Genomic DNA, 16,692 nt, shown 5'->3' with positions numbered 1-16,692 from the left:
GGCACCCGCATGGACACGAGCACCGAACCACCCGGAGGCACCCGCATGGACACGACCACCCGCCCGCCGTCCCCGGACGCCCCGTCGGCCCGGTTCGCCCGGGCCCTGGCGGACGCCTGGACGATCACCCTGCGCGACCTGCACCACTGGAGGCTCCGGCCGGGCACGGTCGCCGTCGGCTGGCTCTTCCCCGTCATGGTCGTGCTGATGATGGGCGGCCTGTTCGGCGGGGCGATCGGCGTGCCCGGCGGAGGGGACTACTTCGAGTTCCTGATGCCCGGCATGTTCACCCTGACCATGCTCTTCGGGCTGGAGACCACCATGACGGCGGTCACCGTGGACGCCGCCCGGGGTGTGACCGACCGGTTCCGCTCGCTGCCGATGAGCTCCTCGGCCGTCGTGCTGGGCCGGTGCGCCGCCGACATGCTCAACTCGGTGGCCGGCCTGGCCGTCCTGGCCGGCACCGGACTGCTGCTGGGCTGGCGGTGGCACGGCGGGTACGGCGCCGCGCTCGCCGCCGTCGGGCTGCTGCTCCTGCTCCGCTTCGCCCTGCTCTGGGTCGGGATCCTCGCCGGCCTGAAGGCGAGCGGACCGGAGGCGGTGGCGGCGGTCCAGATCCTGGTCTGGCCCGCGGGGTTCCTGTCGAACGTCTTCGTCGACCCGGCCACGATGCCCGCCTGGCTCGGCGCGATCGCCGAGTGGAACCCGCTGTCGGCCACGGCCGCGGCCACCCGCGGGCTCTTCGGCAACCCCGGCCACGGGGGAGAGGGCTGGGCCGCGCAGCACGCGGGGCTGCTGTCGGTCGCGTGGCCCGTCCTGCTCGCCGCCGTGTTCCTGCCCCTGTCCGCCCGCGCGTTCCGGAAGCTGGGGAGCTGACCATCCGGCCGGCGCACCCCGCCCGCCCGGTCCCGCCCCCGCCCGGGGCGGGACCGGGCGGGCGGAATCACCGGGTCCCGGCGGTGGTTGAAGGCCGGTGTGAAGGTTGAGATCTATTCCGACGTCGTCTGCCCCTGGTGCTACATCGGCCACGTCCGCTTCGCCCGCGCCGCCGAGCGCTACCGCGCGAAGGGAGGGAAGGTCGAGGTGATCCTCCGCCCCTTCCAGCTCCAGCCGGACGCCGAGTCGAAGGGGGAGCCGCTCACGGCGTGGCTGGCGGCCAAGTTCGGCGGGCCGGAGCAGGCCGGGCGGATGACCGGGCACGTCGCCTCGGTCGCCGCCGGGGACGGGCTGACGCTCGACTTCGGCAGGGCCGTGCACGCCAACACCTTCCAGGCGCACCGGCTCGTCCGGCTCGCCGCCGACCAGGGCAGGGGGGCGGAGATGCTGGAGCGGCTCTTCCGCGCCCACTTCACCGACGGGCTCGACATCGGCTCGGCGGAGGTCCTCGCGGAGCTGGCCGCCGAGACCGGGGTCCGGGCGGACTTCGACGGCCCGGGCGCGCAGGACGGGGCCGCCGAGGTCAGGGAGGACCTGGACCGGGCCCGCGCGCTCGGCGTCGCGTCCGTGCCGCTCTTCCTGATCGAGGAGCGCTTCGCCGTCTCCGGGGCGCAGCCCGAGGACGCCCTGCTCGCCGCGCTGGAGGAGGTCGCCGAGCGGACCGGGCGGGCGCCGTCCGGCGGGGCCGGGGACGCCTGCGACGACGGCCACTGCGCGGTGTGAGCCGCCGCGGCGCCTGCGGGACGGCGGCCGCCGCGGCGCCGCCGCCCGCGTCGCCACTCTCACGGGAAACCATCGGTCACTCCTCCGGGCGGGAGGACGACGGAGGAAGGACGAGGCGTGCAGCGAGCCGCACACGCGGGCCTGGGGGCGGTGGGGGCCGGGGCGGCGATCGTCCTCGGCCTGGACGTGGCCTACCTGGCCGAGATCGACCCGCTGCGGCGGACGATCAGCGAGCACGGGCTCGGCGAGCACGGCTGGCTCTTCGCGCTGGGCCTGGGCCTGCTCGCCGCCGGCTCGCTGGCCATCGGGGCGTCCCTGGTGGGGCGGGGAGTGGCGGCCGTCCGATCCTTCGGGACGGTCGCGCTGGCCGCGTGGAGCGCGGGCCTGCTGGTGGCGGCGTGGTTCCCCAAGCACGACTGGTCCGTCGGGCCGAGTCTCAGCGGAAGCATCCACCGGGTGGGCGGCATCGTCGCGTTCCTCAGCCTGCCGCTCGCCGCGCTCGTCATCGCCCGGCCCTGGCGGCGCCACCCGGAGTGGCGCCGGCCGGCGCTGGCCGTCCTCGCGCTGGGCCTGGGCTCGCTGCTGTGGGTGCTGGGCATCGCCGGGGCCGTGGTGGCGGCCGAGAGCAGCGGGCTGCCCTGGTGGCGGGTGATGCCGCTCGGCCTGGTCGAGCGGGGGATGGCCGTGACCGAGGTCGCCGCGCTGGTCGCGCTGGGCGTCTGGGCCGCCCGCGGGGGAGGGGCGGGTCAGTCCGTGCCGAGGTCGCCCGAGCGGTAGTGGCGGCGGCAGAGCACCTGGTAGCGGACCGGGGCGGCGCCGGTGTCGCCGATGACGACCTGCTCGCCGGTGTGCACCAGCTCGCCGTCGACCACGCGGGCGTTGAGCAGGCCGGGACGGCCGCACCAGCACAGGACCTCCACCTGCAGCCGGCTGATCTCGTCGGCCAGCTCGAACAGGCGCCGGGCGGCGGGGAACATCCGGGAGCGGAAGTCGGTGGCCAGGCCGAAGGCGTAGACGTCGATGCCGAAGCCGTCGGCGAGATCGGCGAGCTGCTCGATCTGGGCCACCGTGTAGAAGCAGGCCTCGTCGCAGATCACGTAGTCGATCGGCTTGTGCTCGGTCACCAGCTCGACCAGGTCGAGGCCGTCGGTGACCTCGATCGCCTCGCTGTCCAGGCCGATCCGGCTGGTGATCTGCGGCCCGCCGGAGCGGTCGTGCTTGGTCAGCACCAGGCCCCGCCTGCCCTGGCGGCGGTGGTTGTAGTTCATCTGCAGGGCCAGGGTCGACTTGCCGCAGTCCATCGGGCCGAAGTAGAAGCGCAGCACCCCGTCCCGGGCTCCGGCGGGCACCGGGGAGAGCGCGGACGGTTCGGTCACGGGGGGCGTTTCGGTCACGGCGGGCCAGCTTAGCGGGTTTGCCCGGTGCGTTTGGGCAGGGATAGAACTGGTAGGAAAGCCAGGTCCCGCGTTGGTCAAGCCCCATCGGGCTTGCCCCGGCACAGCGTGGGAGATCCCATCGGCCGACCGAGACATGGAGAATCTGTGACGACCGCCAAGATCCCAGCCGCTCCCCCGACGGCGGCCCCCACCGCGCCCCTGGCCAAGGTGACCGCCGCCCCGGCGAAGGAGACCGCGGAGATGCCTCCGGCCCTCGCGGCGATGATGACCGAGGACGAGGCCGTCGCGGCCAGGGCGGAGGCGGCCCGCTGGAGGTACGGGTTCTACGTGGTGCTGACGGGCCTGATCGTCATCCTGGTCGGGTTCGTGGTCATCGCGCTGCGCGACGGCGGCGGGGGCGCGCCCTTCGCCGGTCTCGTCGGGGTCTCCGGAGCGATCATCGGGGCCTACTTCGGCGTCCAGGTCGGGCAGTCCGGCAAGGACCGGGTCGAGGCCGAGCTGCGCCGGGCGAACGAGATGGCGATCCGGCTGGCCGCCAAGGTGCACGCGCACGACGCGGACGCGGTGATCGGCTCCATCATGGGGGACCGCCGCCGCTGAGCGTCCGCCCGGGCCGGGCCCCGGCGGCCCGGCCCGTCGGCCCGCGGGCCCGCCGGCCCGTCAGCCGCGGGCCTGCGGGACGACCGGGCCCTCGCTGGCCTGGACCAGGACGAACCCCTGCCCCTGGAAGGCGAGCTGCACGGCCTCGCCGCTCCCGCGCCCGATGAGCGCCCCCGCCTTGAAGGTGCGGTTGACCCCCACCTGCAGCGAGGTGCTCCAGCACACCGCCGACTGGCCGTCGGCGTAGGTCGGCCCCCAGGCGGCGTCGAGCATCGCCGGCGTGCCGTGCGCGGTGACCGCCACCCAGCCGGTGCCGGAGACCGTGGTGTTGAACAGGCCGCCGGCGGCGATGCCCGCGCCCTGCACCCGGTTGATGTCCCACGACAGGTGCGGGTCGAAGGCCAGCAGGTTCCTGCCGTTGACGGTGATCGCCTCGTTCTCCAGGTAGAACAGGTGCACGTCCTGGGCGTCGTCGGCGAGGAAGAGCGCGCCCTGGCCGCGCACCCGCATCAGCGGCGCGCCCTCGCCGGTGACCATCTTCTTCAGGAACTTCCCGACGCCGCCGCCCTCGTAGTCGAAGTCCATCTGCCCCTGGAAGGCGACCATCGAGCCCTGCCGGGCCAGCACGTCCCCCCCGTTCAGCTGCACGCGCAGCATCTTGGGATTCTGCAGGGCGAAGTGACCGGGGACCTGGCCCTGCTCCAGATTGCCGAAGAACGAACTGCGCACTTTGTGCCTCTTTCGTGTCATATGAGGTGACGTGCCGTTATACCGGTACGCCTGTTCAGCGATCGCGGCGGGGGCGGAGTTCCCGCGCGGGCCGTACGGCCTCCCGGAGCCGGTCGGCCGCCCGGCGCGCCGGACCACCTGTTGCCAAGGATCACCGGCGGCTTCGGCAGGGTCCGCCGGTTCACCGCTCCGGCGCGAGCCGGTAGACACGGGGCATGCGCAGCGTCCGTATCGGCGTCGACACCGGGGGCACGTTCACCGACGTGGTCATGGTGGACGAGCAGACCGGCCAGATCACCACCACCAAGACCCCCTCCACCCCGGCCGACCCGGCCGAGGGGTTCATGGCGGGCGTGCGGAGGCTCCTCGGCCGCGCCGGCGACGGGGTGACCGTCTCGGCGGTGGTGCACGGCACCACGGTCGCCACCAACCAGCTCCTGCAGGACCGCGTCGAGGACCTGGGCTTCGTCACCACGGAGGGATTCGAGTCCGTCCTGGAGATCGCCCGGCAGAGCGTGCCGGACGGCTACGGCAACTCCTACTTCTGGGTCAAGCCGCCGCGCATCGTCCCGGCGCACCGGGTCCGGACCGTCGGCGGGCGGCTCGACCACACCGGCGCGGAGGTCAGGCCGTTCGACACCGGGCAGGCCGTGGCCGCGGCCCGGTGGTTCCGGGAGCGGGGGATCACCTCGATCGGCGTGTGCTTCCTGCACTCCTACGCCGATCCCGGCCACGAGCTGCGCATGCGCGAGATCCTGGAGCGCGAGCACCCCGAGGCGGTCGTGTCGATCTCCAGCGACGTGCTGCGCGAGTACCGCGAGTACGAGCGGTCGGTCACCACGCTGGTCGACGCCGCGGTCAAGCCGGCGATGCGCCGCTACCTCGCCCGGCTGTCCGGGCGGCTGGAGGCGCCGCTGCTGGTGATGAAGAGCAACGGCGGGGTGCTGTCCGCCGCCGAGGTCGTGCACCAGCCGATCACCACCGTGCTCTCCGGCCCGGCCGCGGGCGCGCTCGGCGCCGCGCTGATCGCCTCCACCGCCGGGCACCGGTCGGTGATCACGCTGGACGGCGGCGGCACCTCCACCGACGTCGCGGTGGTCGTCGACGGCGAGCCCTCGCTGACCACCGAGGGGAGCGTCGGCCGCTACCCGTGCAAGATCCCGATGATCGACATCGTGACCGTCGGCGCGGGCGGCGGGTCCGTCGCGTGGATCTCCCCGGAGGGCACGCTCAAGGTCGGCCCGGCCTCCGCCGGCGCGGATCCGGGCCCCCTCTGCTACGGCCGGGGCGGCACGGAGGTCACCGTCACCGACGCGCACGTCTTCCTCGGCCGGGTCCCGCCGCACCTGCTCGGCGGGGAGGTCCCGCTGGACGCCGGCGCGGCCCGGGGCGGCATCGAGGAACTGGCGGCGGAGCTCGGCCTGAGCCCGGAGCGCACCGCCGCCGGCATCCTGGAGATCAGCGCCTTCAACCAGGCCAACGCCATCCGGCGGATCACCGTCAAGCGCGGCCTGGACGTGCGCGACTTCCCGATGGTCGCCTTCGGCGGCTCCGGCCCGCTGCTGGTCTGCCGCCTGATCGACGTCCTCGGCCTGCCGTCGGTGCTGGTCCCGCCCGACCCCGGCAACGTCTCGGCCTTCGGCCTGCTCACCGTGGACGTCAGGAACGACTACGTGCGCACCTTCGTCACGTGCGACCCGGCCCCGGAGACGGCCGCGGAGATCTTCGGCGGGCTGGAGGCGCAGGCGGCCGCGGCGCTGGAGCGGGAGGGCTTCACCGAGCACGTCTTCGCGCGCAGCGCCGACCTGCGCTACTACGGCCAGGCCTACGAGGTGCGGGTGCCCGTACCGGCCGGGCCGCCGGACGAGGCCTGGCGGGCCGAGGTGCTGGACCGCTTCCACGCGGCGCACGAGGCGCTCTACGGGTACGGCTACCGCGGCGACCCCCGGCACGGCGTCGAGTGGGTCAACCTGCGGGTCTCCGGCATCGGCCCGATCACCCGCCCGGTGATCGCCCGGCGGGAGCCGCGCCGGCCGCAGGACCCGCCCCCGGCCCCGGCCGGCGCCCGGCCCGTGTACTTCGACGAGGACCGCGCCCCGGGGGAGGACGGCCGGCGGGAGGTGCCGGTCTTCCGCCGCGGCGACCTGCGCCCCGGCGACGTGGTCCGGGGCCCCGCGGTGGTCGAGGAGTACGGTTCCACGCTCCCGGTGCACCCGGGCTTCACCGTGGAAGCCGACGGCCGCGGCAACCTCGTGGTCCGCCGCGGGGCCCGGCGGGGAGGAGAGAGATGACGGCCGCCGACCCGGTGCTGACGGAGATCGTCGAGGGCACGCTCGCCTCGGTGGAGCGGGAGGTCGAGACCGCCATCGCGCGCACCGCCCGCTCGCCGATGATCCGCGACGCGCACGACTTCCGCGCGGGCATCCACGACGTACGGCTCCGCAAGCTGACCGGCCGCTCCTACTCGGCGCTGGTCCAGCCCATCGTGCGGGACTTCCCGGTGGCGGAGATGAACCCCGGCGACGTGTTCTTCCACAACGACGTCTACCTGTCCGAGGGCGGCATCGGCCACCTGCCCGACCTGTGCGTCACCGTCCCGGTCTTCCACCGCGGCGAGGTCGTGGCGTTCGTGCAGGCGTTCGGGCACCACGACGACATCGGGGGATCCTGCCCGGGGTCGATGCCCTCGGGGGCGCGCAGCGTCTTCGAGGAGGGGCTGATGGTCCCGCCGATCAGGCTCTGGGACCGGGGCGTGCCCAACCGGGCCGCCCTGACGATCATGACGCGCAACTCCCGGATGCCCGACTCGCTCGCCGGCGATCTGGACGCCGAGTGCTCGGCCTGCCTGATGGGCGCGCGGCGCCTGGCGGAGCTGTTCGACCGGTACGGGCGCGAGGCCGTCGAGGCGTGCTTCGAGGCGATCCTCGCCAAGACCACCGAGACGTTCCGCCGGGAGCTGCTGGCGAAGATCCCCGAAGGGGTGTACGTCTGGGAGGACTACGCCGAGCACGACGGCGTGGACCCGCCCCGGCTGCACGCCCAGCGCATCACCCTGACCGTCGACCACGCCGCCGCCCGTCCCCTCGTCATCGACTTCACCGGCACCTCCCCGCAGGCCAGGGGGCCGATCAACCACGCCGGCGACTACGCCGACGGGGTGTTCCTGAAGAAGTGGCTCGCCCCGATCCTGCGCAACCTCGCCGACACCCCCGAGCGGATGGCCGAGCTCGACGTCAACGAGGGCGTCGTCCCGCTGATCGAGATGCGCTTCCCGCCCAAGGGCACGCTGCTCACCCCGGTCTTCCCGGCGCCCACCAACGCCCGCACGTTCGTGATCCTGCGGCTGCTGGGCGTGCTGGCCGGGGTGCTGGCCAAGGCCACCGGCGGGCGCATGCCGGCCGACCAGGAGACCATCCGCTACACCGGCGTGCACGGCACCGGGGCCGACGGCACGCCGTACCTGATGCGGGAGGTGCTGGGCGGCGGTTCGGGCGGGCGGTGGTACGCCGACGGGGAGGACACCATCCACGTCGTGCCCGACTCGCGCAACATCCCCGTCGAGTTCGCCGAGTCCCGCTGGCCGCTGCGGGTCGAGCGCCTCGGCTTGGCCGTCGACTCCGGCGGCCCGGGCCTGCACCGGGGCGGCCTCGGCTACGACAAGCACATCCGGATGCTCCGCGACGCCTCGTTCATGTCGATCGCCGACCGCTCGATCCTGTCCTGCTGGGGCGTGAACGGCGGGCGGGCCGGGCGGCCGTTCACCGTGGAGATCGAGGGGCGGCCGATGGAGGGCCTGGTCGACGACGCGCCGGTGCGCGCGGGCGAGGTGATCCGGATCCGCACCACCGGGGGAGGGGGCTGGGGCTGCCCGCTGGACCGCCCGGCCGAGGCGGTGGCCGCCGACGTCCGCGACGGCAAGGTCTCGGTGCGCGGCGCCCGCGACGACTACGGCGTCGTGCTGCGCGGAGTGCGCGGCGGCACCGGGGACTCCGGCGGTTCCGCAGGCCCCGGGGACTCCGGCGGCGCCGAGGATCCGGATGGCTCCGGAGGCCCCGGCGGTCTCGACGGCCTCACGGTGGACGCCGAGGCGACGGCCGCCCTCCGCGCCGAACTGCGTGCCCTGCTCCCGGCGGACGCGCCGTTCTTCGACCGGGGCCCGGGCTTCCCCTCCCTGTCCGGCGGCCTGCCGCACGCGGAGGCCGACCTGCTCTGACCGCGGGAACGCGGGCGCCTGGGGGTGCGGCGCCACCGGGCCGGCGGCGCCGCACCCCCAGACATGATGTGTCATCTTGATCGGGAATGGATGACGCATCATGCATGTTCGGGGTGTGCGGACGGCGCCTCATCCAGGCGGCGGCCCCCGCCCGGGTCCGGCCCGGGCGGGAGCACGAGCACGACCACCACTGAGAGCATGGGCACGAACATGACCAAGACCGCCGCGACCTCGGTACCGGTGCACCCGCTGCTGGCCGAGCGGTGGAGCCCCCGCGGCTTCGACGCCGCCCACACCCTCGGCGAGGCGCGGCTGCACGCGCTGCTGGAGGCGGCGCGCTGGGCGCCGTCGGCCAACAACAGCCAGCCGTGGAGATTCCTGGTCACCCGGCGCGGCGAGGACGCCTTCACCCGGCTGCTGGATCTCCTCAACCCGGGCAACCGGGTGTGGGCGGGTGCCGCCGGCGCGCTGCTGCTGGTGGCCGCCGAGACCGTCGGCGAGGACGGCCGGGCGCGGCCGTGGGCGCTGTACGACACCGGCCAGGCCGTCGCCTGCCTGACCCTGCAGGCCCAGGCGGACGGGCTGTCCGTCCACCAGATGGGCGGCTTCGACGCGGCGGCCGCCCGCGAGGCGTTCGGCCTCGGCGCCGCCCTCACCCCGGTCGTCGTGGTGGCCGTCGGGTGCCTGGACGCCGCCGCCGAGCTGCCCGAGCCGCTGGCCGCCCGCGAGAGCGCCCCGCGTACCCGCCACGCCCTCGACGCCCTGCTGCTGCCCGCCGTACCCGGTCCGGAGCACCGGGCGGCCTGACCCGGCACGCCCGCCGCCGGAGCGCGGCGGCCGGGCGCGGCACCCCGCCGGTGTCCGCGCCCGCCCGCCGGCCGGGGACGGACCCGCCGCCCGCCCGGCGACCGGGCGGCGCCCGCGTAGAGTCGTCCCATGAGCGAACCCGACCGCGCCCTGTACGGCTGCGCCGTCGCCGAGCAGGCCGTGCCCGGCAGCGTCCTGCTGCCCGGCCACGACGTGCCGCTGGGCCGCTACACCACGGTGCGGCGCCTGCTGCCGCAGCGGCCGCGCCGCATGGTCGGCGCCTGGTGCTTCGTCGACCACTTCGGCCCCGAGGACGTCACCGGCCGGCCCGGCATGCAGGTGCCGCCGCACCCGCACACCGGCCTGCAGACCGTCACCTGGCTGGCCGAGGGCGAGATCATGCACCGCGACAGCCTCGGCAGCGCCCAGGCGATCACGCCGGGGCAGCTGAACCTGATGACCTCCGGGCACGGCATCGCGCACTCCGAGCAGTCGCCGCCCGACCACCCCGCGGGCATGCACGGCCTGCAGCTGTGGGTGGCGCTGCCGGAGCACGCCCGCCACGGCGAGCCGCGCTTCGAGCACCACCCCGCCCTGCCGGTGCTGGCCGACGGCGACGGCGGGGACGGGACCGTCACCGTCGTGGTGGGCGAGGTGGGCGCCGAGCGCTCTCCGGCGCGGGTGCACAGCCCGCTGCTGGGCGCCGAGGTGCTGCTGGCCTCCGGCGGCCGGCGGAGGCTGCCGCTGGATGCCTCCTTCGAGCACGCGGTCCTGGCGATGTCCGGCACCGCCCGGGTGGCCGGGGTGGACCTGGAGCCGGGAGCGCTGCTGTACCTCGGGCAGGGCCGCACCGAGGTGGCCGTCGACGCCGGCGGCCCGGCGCGGCTGTTCGTGCTGGGCGGCGAGCCGTTCGACGAGCCGCTGGTGATGTGGTGGAACTTCGTCGGCCGCTCCCACGAGGAGATCGTGCGGGCGCGCGACGACTGGATGTCCGGCCGGCGCTTCGGCGCGGTCACCGGGTGCGCGGCCGACCCGCTGCCGGCCCCGGAGCTGCCCACCGTCCGGCTCAAGGCCCGCGACCGCCACGGCCGCACGATCGCCCTGTGACGCCCGGCGGCGCGGGCCGGGACCGGCTCACGCCCCGCGCCGGAGCGTACGGCGGGCGGTCAGGCCGGCGAGGGCCAGGGAGGCGGCGGTCAGGAGGGCGGCCTCGGTCCACTGGAACCGCCAGAACCGCGACGGCGGGTGGGCGTAGAGGGCGTACCGGTAGCCCTTGCCGAACAGGCACCGCTCGTAGGTCTGCTGGTTGCGGTCGCTCCGCCCGGTGTCCGGCGGGTGCGGGCAGACCCCCTCGGGAGGACGGGCCAGCTCCCGGCCGGCCGGATCGACCCAGGCGGCGCCCACCAGCCGGGCGTCGGGGTCGGGCGGCACGGTGGTGCCCGACAGCACGGTCCGCACGGGTTCGGCGTAGTGGTCGCTGAGGCCGAACAGGGTGAACGTCGTCACCGCGACCCCGGCCACCACCACCGCCATCGCCGGCAGGGTGCGCCGCAGCAGCGCCCCGGCCGCGGCGCCCAGCATGAAGGCGTACAACCACCACACGGCCGGAGCGACGCCGACCATGTTGAAGACGCCGATGTTGCCGAACCGGTCCTCCCGGCCGAGGACCGGCCGCCACAGGCTGACCATCGCCGACAGCGCCAGACCGGCGGTGGCCGCCAGGGCGCCGAGCAGGGCGAGTTTGACCGCCAGCCAGCGGCGGACGGAGACCGCCTGCGTCCAGGCCAGTTTGTGGGTGCCGCGCTCGTACTCGCGGCCCAGCAGCGGCGCGCCCCAGAAGGCGCCGATCAGCGCGGGGGCGACGATCGGCATCCAGCCGAAGACGGTGTAGACCGCGTCGTGGCGGTCCGCGAGCGCTCTCGCCAGGTCCCAGCAGGCGGGTGCCGGACCCGGGCAGCCCGGCGGCGCGTGGCCGGCGACGTGGAGCCTCGCCTCCACCGCCGAGCCGAGCAGGAGCAGGCCGAGCACGGCCAGCAGGGCCGCGGTGACGAGGATCTGCGCCCGGTGCTGGCGCCAGGTCAGCCAGATCACGCGCTCACCCCCCTCGGCGCGGGCAGCGCGGCCGCCTCCGGGCTGCGCAGGTAGGCCATCACCAGCTCCTCCAGATCGGCCGGGCGGGCGCTCCAGCGCGGGTCGGGCGCGGGCGCGCCCCGGACCAGGAGCCGGGTCCGCCGGTCGGTGAGGGAGGACTCGACCACCCGTGCCCCGGCCGGGCCGCCGGCGGACCCGGCCGGGCCGGTCAGCACCAGGTGCTCGGCGAGCAGGTCGTCGATGTCGCCGCTGACCTGCACCCGGCCCTGGTTGAGCACGATGAGCCAGTCGCAGGTGTCGCGCAGGTCGGCGACGACGTGGGAGGAGATCAGGACCGTCAGCGGCCGCTCGGCGACCGCGACCATGAGCGAGCGCATGACGTCGTGCCGGGCCAGCGGGTCGAGGTCGGCCAGCGGCTCGTCCAGCACCAGCAGGTCGGGGCGCCTGGCCAGCGCGACGGTGAGCGCGACCTGGGTCTGCTGCCCGCCCGACAGGCGGGAGACCCGCCGGTCCGGGGGGATGCCGAGCCCGGCCAGCCGGGCGGTGGCGTACGCGTCGTCCCAGCCGGGATTGAGGCGTCTGCCGAAGGTGAGCGTCTCGGCGACCGTGAAGGTGTCGTACAGCGGCTTGTCCTGGGCCATGAACGCCACCTCGCCGGCCACGGCGACCTCCCCGGCGTCCGGGGCGAGCAGCCCGGCGACCGTGTGCAGCAGCGTGGTCTTGCCCGCGCCGTTCGGGCCGACGAGGGCGGCGACCCGGCCGGCCGGGAGGGCCAGGGAGCAGTCGTGCAGCGCCCGCCTGCGCCGGTAGCGCACGGTCAGGCCGGTGGTCCGCAGTGCGGTGGTCATGCCGTGCCCTCCCGCGGGGAGCCGGCGACCGCCATGGCGAACAGGGTCTCCATGTCGTCGCGGTCGAGGCCGGCCGCGCGCGCCTGCCGTACCCACGCCTCCAGGCTCCGGCGCAGGGCGGTGTGGTCGGCCAGCCGGGCGCCGCCGATGGAGCGCTGGACGAAGGTGCCCAGACCGGGCCTGCCCTCCACCAGGCCCTCGCGCTCCAGCTCGCGGTAGGCCTTGAGCACGGTGTTCGGGTTGATGGCCAGGGCGTCGACGACCTCCCGCGCGGTGGGCAGCCGGTCACCCGGCCGCAGGGTGCCCAGCCGCAGGGCCCGTTTGACCTGGTGCACGAGCTGGAGGTAGGTGGCCACCCCCGACCCCCGGTCGAGGTGGAATTCGATCATCATAAACACCAATTCACTAGCCGAATAGTGGAATGGTGGATCACGATCTCCGGGCGGGTCAAGCCCCGGAGGGCGATCGAGGCGGCCGGCGCGGCCCGCGGTCCCGTCAGCGGCAGGCCGTCAGCGCGGCCAGGACGACCTCGACGAGCCGGTCGTGCGGATAGGGGTCGGCGAGTTCCCCGGAGGCCGTCAGGGTCTGCGGGCGTCCGTAGGCGAGCCCGACCAGGCAGTCCAGGGCCAGATCGGTGTCGAGGTCGGCGGGCAGCTCTCCGCGCTCGACGGCGTTGCGCAGCATCGCGGCGGCGGCGGTGCGGCGGGGCTCGCGCAGCGCGGGGTAGAAGGACCGCGCGAGCCGCGGATCGCGGACGGCCTCCGCGCTGAGGTCGGCGATGACGCGGACGGCGCGCAGGTCCTGCCGGAGCGCGCAGGCGTGGGCGACGTAGCCGCGGACGTCCTCGCGGAGGCTCCCGGTGTCGGGGACGGGGACGGAGGCCCAGGCGAACTCGCCCACGATCTGCTGGACCATGGCCTCCTTGGAGGCCCACCGGCGGTAGAGGGCCGCCTTGCCGACACCGGCCCGCCGGGCGACCGCCTCCATCGACATCCGGGCGTATCCGGTGTCGGCGAGCTCGTCGAGGACCGCCGCCGTGATCTTTCCGGTGACCTGCTCCCGCAGGAGGGCCGCCCCTGCTGCTCGACGTCCGTGGGTCGCCATGGCGCAACTCTAGTACGGAACAGAACGGAACGGTTGCGTTCCGGCCCTCCGGCGCATAGGTTCGGTGTCGTTATGGAACGGAACCGTTCCGGCGTTTATGTGTTCGGGGGTGAGCGGTGAGCGGGTACGAGCCCGAGGTGCTGGTGGTCGGAGCCGGTCCGACGGGGTTGGCGCTGGCCTGCGCGCTGCGCATGCAGGGCGTGACGGTGCGGGTGGTGGACGCGGCCCCCGGCCCGGCCTCCACCTCCCGGGCGAACATCCTGCACGCGCGGGGCGTCGAGGTGCTCGACCGGCTGGGCGCCCTGGGAGATCTGCCGCAGCGCTCGCTCACCGCGCTCACCCTCACGCAGCACTTGGACGGAGGCTCCGCGATCACGATCCGCTTCGGCGACCTGGGCCTGGGCGGCGCCCGGCCGGCGTTGTACGCCTCCCAGGCCGAGGTCGAGGCGGGACTGCGCAGCCGGCTGGCCGAGCTGGGCGTCGGCGTCGGCTGGGGCACCGCGCTGACCGGCCTCACCCAGGACGCCCACGGCGTCACCGCCGTCCTCGGTGACGGCCGGAGCCCGTTGAGGTGCGGATGGGTGGTCGGCTGCGACGGTGCGCACAGCACCGTGCGCAAGCTGGTCGGGATCGGCTTCCCCGGCGTCCGCGTCACCGAGCGGTTCCTGCTGGCCGACGTGCACGCCGACTGGCCGGTGGACCGGGCCGGGGGACACGGCTGGCCGCACCGGGACGGCCCGTTCTTCGCCGTGCCGATGCGCGAGGCCGGGCGCGCGGACGACCTGTGGCGGCTGATGGCCTACGACCCGGCCGGCGACGACGCACCGGGCGAGCACGAGATCCTGGAGCGCTTCCGCCGGCTCGTGCCCGAGCGGACCGGACGCACCGACATCCGCATCAAGGACGCGGTCTGGACCTCCGCCTTCCGCGTCCACCGCCGGCTGGCCGACGCCTACCGGCGAGGGCGGGTCCTCCTGGCCGGTGACGCGGCCCACATCCACAGCCCGCTCGGCGGCCAGGGCATGGTCACCGGAATGGGCGACGCCGAGAACCTCGCGTGGAAGCTCGCCCTCGTCGCGCGCGGGCAGGCCGCCGAACGGCTGCTCGACACCTACGAGGCCGAACGCCGCCCCCTGGCGACCGAGGTGCTGCGGCAGACCACCAACGTGACGAGGCTGCAGATCGGCGGCGGCCCGCTGCTGCGCCTCCTGCGCAGGCGGGTGATCGTGCCGATCACCGGCATGCCGGCGGTGCAACGACGGGCCGGCCTGCTCGCCTCCCAGCTGTGGGTCACCTACCGGCGCGGCCCGCTGGCCGGGGGCGCCGCATCCCGGCTCGGCCGCCGGCCGCGCCCCGGCGACCGGGTCCCGGACCTGGCGTGCCTGCGCCCCGACGGCGGCCGGACCCGCCTGCACGCCGAACTCGGCCGGCGATGGGTGCTGCTGGCTCCGGCCGAGGGCGCGCCGGCGCACCTCGCCGAGGCACGCGACCGGCTCGGGGCGGCGGTGACGGTGCTGACCTGCGGCTCCGGCCGGCGGGAGGTGTGGCTGGTCCGCCCGGACGCACACCTGGCCTGGCGCGGCCGGACCGCTCCGGAACGTCTCGGCCGGTGGCTGGACGGCGCGCTGCGGCAGGGGGACGCCCGGGCGTGACACCGCCGCGCCCCGCGCCGGTGGCGCCGCGACCACGCCTGCCCGTACCCGCGCCGGTGGCGCCGCCGGCGCCCCGCGCGGACCGCCGGCCGCGCCTTGCCCGGACGGCCTCCGGGGGGTTGGCTGGAGGCATGCCGTTGTCCATCACCGCGGTGCGCCACGGGGAGAGCACGTCCAACGCGGCGGCCAGGCGGGCCGAGGCCGAGTGCCGGGCCCTCGTCCTGGCGGGCCGGGACGAGGACGCCGAGCTGACCGGGCTCGGCCGCCGCCAGGCGACCCTGCTGGGCCGGCGGCTCGCGACCGGCCCCCCGCCCGGGGCCGTGTGGTGCTCGCCGTACCGGCGGGCGGTGCGGACCTGGGAGCTGATCGCCGCCGAGCTCCCCGCGGCGCCCGGCGCGGCACGCGAGGTACGGCTGGACCCCCGGCTCGGTGACCGCAGGATGGGAGTGCTTTCGGGCATGAACCTCGCCGCGATCCGCGAGCGCTTCCCGGAGGAGGCGGAGGCGCTGGTGCGCAGGCGCTACGACCACCGGCCCCCGGAGGGGGAGAGCTTCGCCGACGTCGTCGCCCGGGTGCGGGAGGCGCTCGGCGACCTGCGGGCCGCGTGCGCGGGGCGGCACGTGCTGGTCGTGGCGCACGACGCCGTGGTGCTGGCGATCCGGCACGTGCTGCTGGAGGCGGCGGGCGCGCTGGAGCACACGGCGATCGGCAACACCTCGGTCTCCGTGTGGCGGGGCGGCGCGATGGAGCTGTTCAACGACGTCGACCACCTGAGGGAGAGCGCGCCCTGACGCGCCCGGCCTGAAGGATCCCGTCGCTGATCCCTCAAGACTCGTGGCCGGCCGCGGGGTCCCTAAGGCCGGGGCGCCGCGGACGAGTCCGGTAGCCCGCAGGAGGCCGCGCCGCGGGCCGGTCGTCCCGCCGGCGGGTAACCCGGGGGAGGCCGCGCCGCGGGCCGGCCGCTCAGCCGGCGGCCGCCACGAACTCGCCCGGGACCGCCGCGCCGTCCACCAGCAGATCGGCGCGGGCGCGGGTGCCGTCGGTGGCGAACCACTCGTCCTCGGCGCGCATCCAGGTCCGCCACTGCGGCGCCAGGGCCGCGCCGTCCCGGGCCAGGGCGCGGGCCAGGCGGAGCTCCCGGGGCGCCTCCACCCAGACCACGTAGGAGACCGGGGCGGTGCGCCGGGCCGTGCTCACGCCCTCCAGCAGCAGGACCGGTGCGACCGGCACCTCCACCCGCTCGGCGAACACGCCGCGCACCCAGTCGTAGCGCCGGTAACGGCCCGGCTCACCCGCCGCCAGCGGGCCGAGCACCTGGTCCTCCACGTGCGTGAACCACGCCTCCGGCGGCTCGTCCCACGGCACCGGGAAGTCGTCGCTGTGGACCACCTGGCAGCCGAGCGCGCGGGCCAGCCGCCCGGCGAAGGTCGTCTTGCCCGACCCTCCGGGCCCGTCCACCGCGACGATCCGGACCGGCCCGCACGACGGCGCCAGCTCCCTGATCGTCGCGGCCAGTCCGGGGAAGGAGATCACGGCCGCCATGCCCCCATGGTGCCACCCGCCCCCGAGCGGACCGCCACGCGGGCGGGCAG

17 protein-coding genes are annotated in these 16,692 nt (G+C 75.5%); 10 read left to right on the top strand and 7 right to left on the bottom strand.

The features are described from left to right. Positions 1-9 precede the first annotated feature (9 nt). From ABD823_RS28855 to ABD823_RS28845, 3 genes are all read left to right on the top strand, one after another. Positions 10-876 carry an ABC transporter permease gene (locus ABD823_RS28855; RefSeq protein ID WP_425566676.1) on the top strand — a complete coding sequence of 289 codons (867 nt, stop codon included), beginning with the start codon at positions 10-12 and terminating at the stop codon, positions 874-876. Between the two features lie 99 nt (positions 877-975). Then, complete coding sequence (locus ABD823_RS28850) at positions 976-1,659, top strand: DsbA family oxidoreductase (protein WP_344865079.1); 684 nt, start codon at positions 976-978, stop codon at positions 1,657-1,659. 117 nt (positions 1,660-1,776) lie between these two features. Then, entirely contained in the window at positions 1,777-2,436 is a 660-nt protein-coding gene (locus ABD823_RS28845; protein WP_344865077.1) for a DUF998 domain-containing protein, read from the top strand. Here ABD823_RS28845 and ABD823_RS28840 read toward each other — a convergent pair. After that, positions 2,406-3,053, bottom strand: a complete 648-nt coding sequence (locus ABD823_RS28840) for a thymidine kinase (RefSeq protein ID WP_344865075.1) — start codon at positions 3,051-3,053, stop codon at positions 2,406-2,408. The two genes, ABD823_RS28845 and ABD823_RS28840, sit on opposite strands and share 31 nt — an antisense overlap. Positions 3,054-3,200: 147 nt before the next feature. On the opposite strand from ABD823_RS28840, the gene ABD823_RS28835 reads away from it, so the two are divergent. Further along, complete coding sequence (locus tag ABD823_RS28835) at positions 3,201-3,656, top strand: hypothetical protein (protein ID WP_344865073.1); 456 nt, start codon at positions 3,201-3,203, stop codon at positions 3,654-3,656. A gap of 60 nt (positions 3,657-3,716) precedes the next feature. Here the strand turns inward: ABD823_RS28835 and ABD823_RS28830 are convergent, their stop codons facing one another. After that, entirely contained in the window at positions 3,717-4,385 is a 669-nt protein-coding gene (locus ABD823_RS28830) for an AIM24 family protein (protein WP_344865071.1), read from the bottom strand. 215 nt (positions 4,386-4,600) lie between these two features. Between ABD823_RS28830 and ABD823_RS28825 the strand changes: the two genes are divergently transcribed. From ABD823_RS28825 to ABD823_RS28810, 4 genes are all read left to right on the top strand, one after another. Then, complete coding sequence (locus ABD823_RS28825) at positions 4,601-6,676, top strand: hydantoinase/oxoprolinase family protein (RefSeq protein WP_344865069.1); 2,076 nt, start codon at positions 4,601-4,603, stop codon at positions 6,674-6,676. Further along, positions 6,673-8,598 carry a hydantoinase B/oxoprolinase family protein gene (locus ABD823_RS28820; RefSeq protein WP_344865067.1) on the top strand — a complete coding sequence of 642 codons (1,926 nt, stop codon included), beginning with the start codon at positions 6,673-6,675 and terminating at the stop codon, positions 8,596-8,598. The genes ABD823_RS28825 and ABD823_RS28820 overlap by 4 nt, the downstream gene beginning before the upstream one ends. 198 nt (positions 8,599-8,796) lie before the next feature. Further along, positions 8,797-9,405 carry a nitroreductase family protein gene (locus ABD823_RS28815; RefSeq protein ID WP_344865065.1) on the top strand — a complete coding sequence of 203 codons (609 nt, stop codon included), beginning with the start codon at positions 8,797-8,799 and terminating at the stop codon, positions 9,403-9,405. Positions 9,406-9,534: 129 nt separating this feature from the next. After that, positions 9,535-10,512: a pirin family protein gene (locus ABD823_RS28810; RefSeq protein WP_344865063.1), complete on the top strand. Its 978-nt coding sequence runs from the start codon at positions 9,535-9,537 to the stop codon at positions 10,510-10,512. Between the two features lie 27 nt (positions 10,513-10,539). Here ABD823_RS28810 and ABD823_RS28805 read toward each other — a convergent pair whose 3' ends face one another. The 4 genes from ABD823_RS28805 to ABD823_RS28790 all read right to left on the bottom strand — a co-directional run bounded on the left by ABD823_RS28805 (position 10,540) and on the right by ABD823_RS28790 (position 13,448). Then, entirely contained in the window at positions 10,540-11,496 is a 957-nt protein-coding gene (locus tag ABD823_RS28805; RefSeq protein WP_344865061.1) for a hypothetical protein, read from the bottom strand. Further along, positions 11,493-12,344, bottom strand: coding sequence for an ABC transporter ATP-binding protein (locus ABD823_RS28800; protein ID WP_344865059.1), 852 nt, complete (start codon positions 12,342-12,344; stop codon positions 11,493-11,495). Before ABD823_RS28800 ends, ABD823_RS28805 begins: the two co-directional genes overlap by 4 nt. Beyond that, positions 12,341-12,736: a GntR family transcriptional regulator gene (locus ABD823_RS28795; protein ID WP_344865057.1), complete on the bottom strand. Its 396-nt coding sequence runs from the start codon at positions 12,734-12,736 to the stop codon at positions 12,341-12,343. The genes ABD823_RS28800 and ABD823_RS28795 overlap by 4 nt, the downstream gene beginning before the upstream one ends. Before the next feature lie 103 nt (positions 12,737-12,839). Beyond that, on the bottom strand, positions 12,840-13,448 hold the full coding sequence (locus ABD823_RS28790) for a TetR/AcrR family transcriptional regulator (RefSeq protein ID WP_344865055.1): 609 nt from the start codon (positions 13,446-13,448) through the stop codon (positions 12,840-12,842). Between the two features lie 116 nt (positions 13,449-13,564). Between ABD823_RS28790 and ABD823_RS28785 the strand changes: the two genes are divergently transcribed. Both ABD823_RS28785 and ABD823_RS28780 read left to right on the top strand, forming a co-directional pair. Then, the gene (locus tag ABD823_RS28785) at positions 13,565-15,100 is read left to right on the top strand and encodes an FAD-dependent monooxygenase (RefSeq protein ID WP_344865053.1); all 1,536 of its coding nucleotides are present in this window, start codon (positions 13,565-13,567) and stop codon (positions 15,098-15,100) included. Positions 15,101-15,231: 131 nt separating this feature from the next. Beyond that, a complete protein-coding gene (locus ABD823_RS28780) occupies positions 15,232-15,891 on the top strand; it encodes a histidine phosphatase family protein (RefSeq protein ID WP_344865051.1) in 660 nt (219 codons plus the stop codon). Between the two features lie 172 nt (positions 15,892-16,063). Here the strand turns inward: ABD823_RS28780 and ABD823_RS28775 are convergent, their stop codons facing one another. After that, entirely contained in the window at positions 16,064-16,642 is a 579-nt protein-coding gene (locus tag ABD823_RS28775) for a uridine kinase family protein (protein ID WP_344865049.1), read from the bottom strand. Positions 16,643-16,692 lie beyond the last annotated feature (50 nt).

This window comes from Planomonospora alba (assembly GCF_039534085.1).
In the GTDB taxonomy this organism is placed as follows: Bacteria; Actinomycetota; Actinomycetes; order Streptosporangiales; family Streptosporangiaceae; genus Planomonospora_B; species Planomonospora_B alba.
The sequence above is the reverse complement of the archived record's forward strand: the minus strand, read 5'-3'. Positions and strand labels throughout refer to the sequence as shown.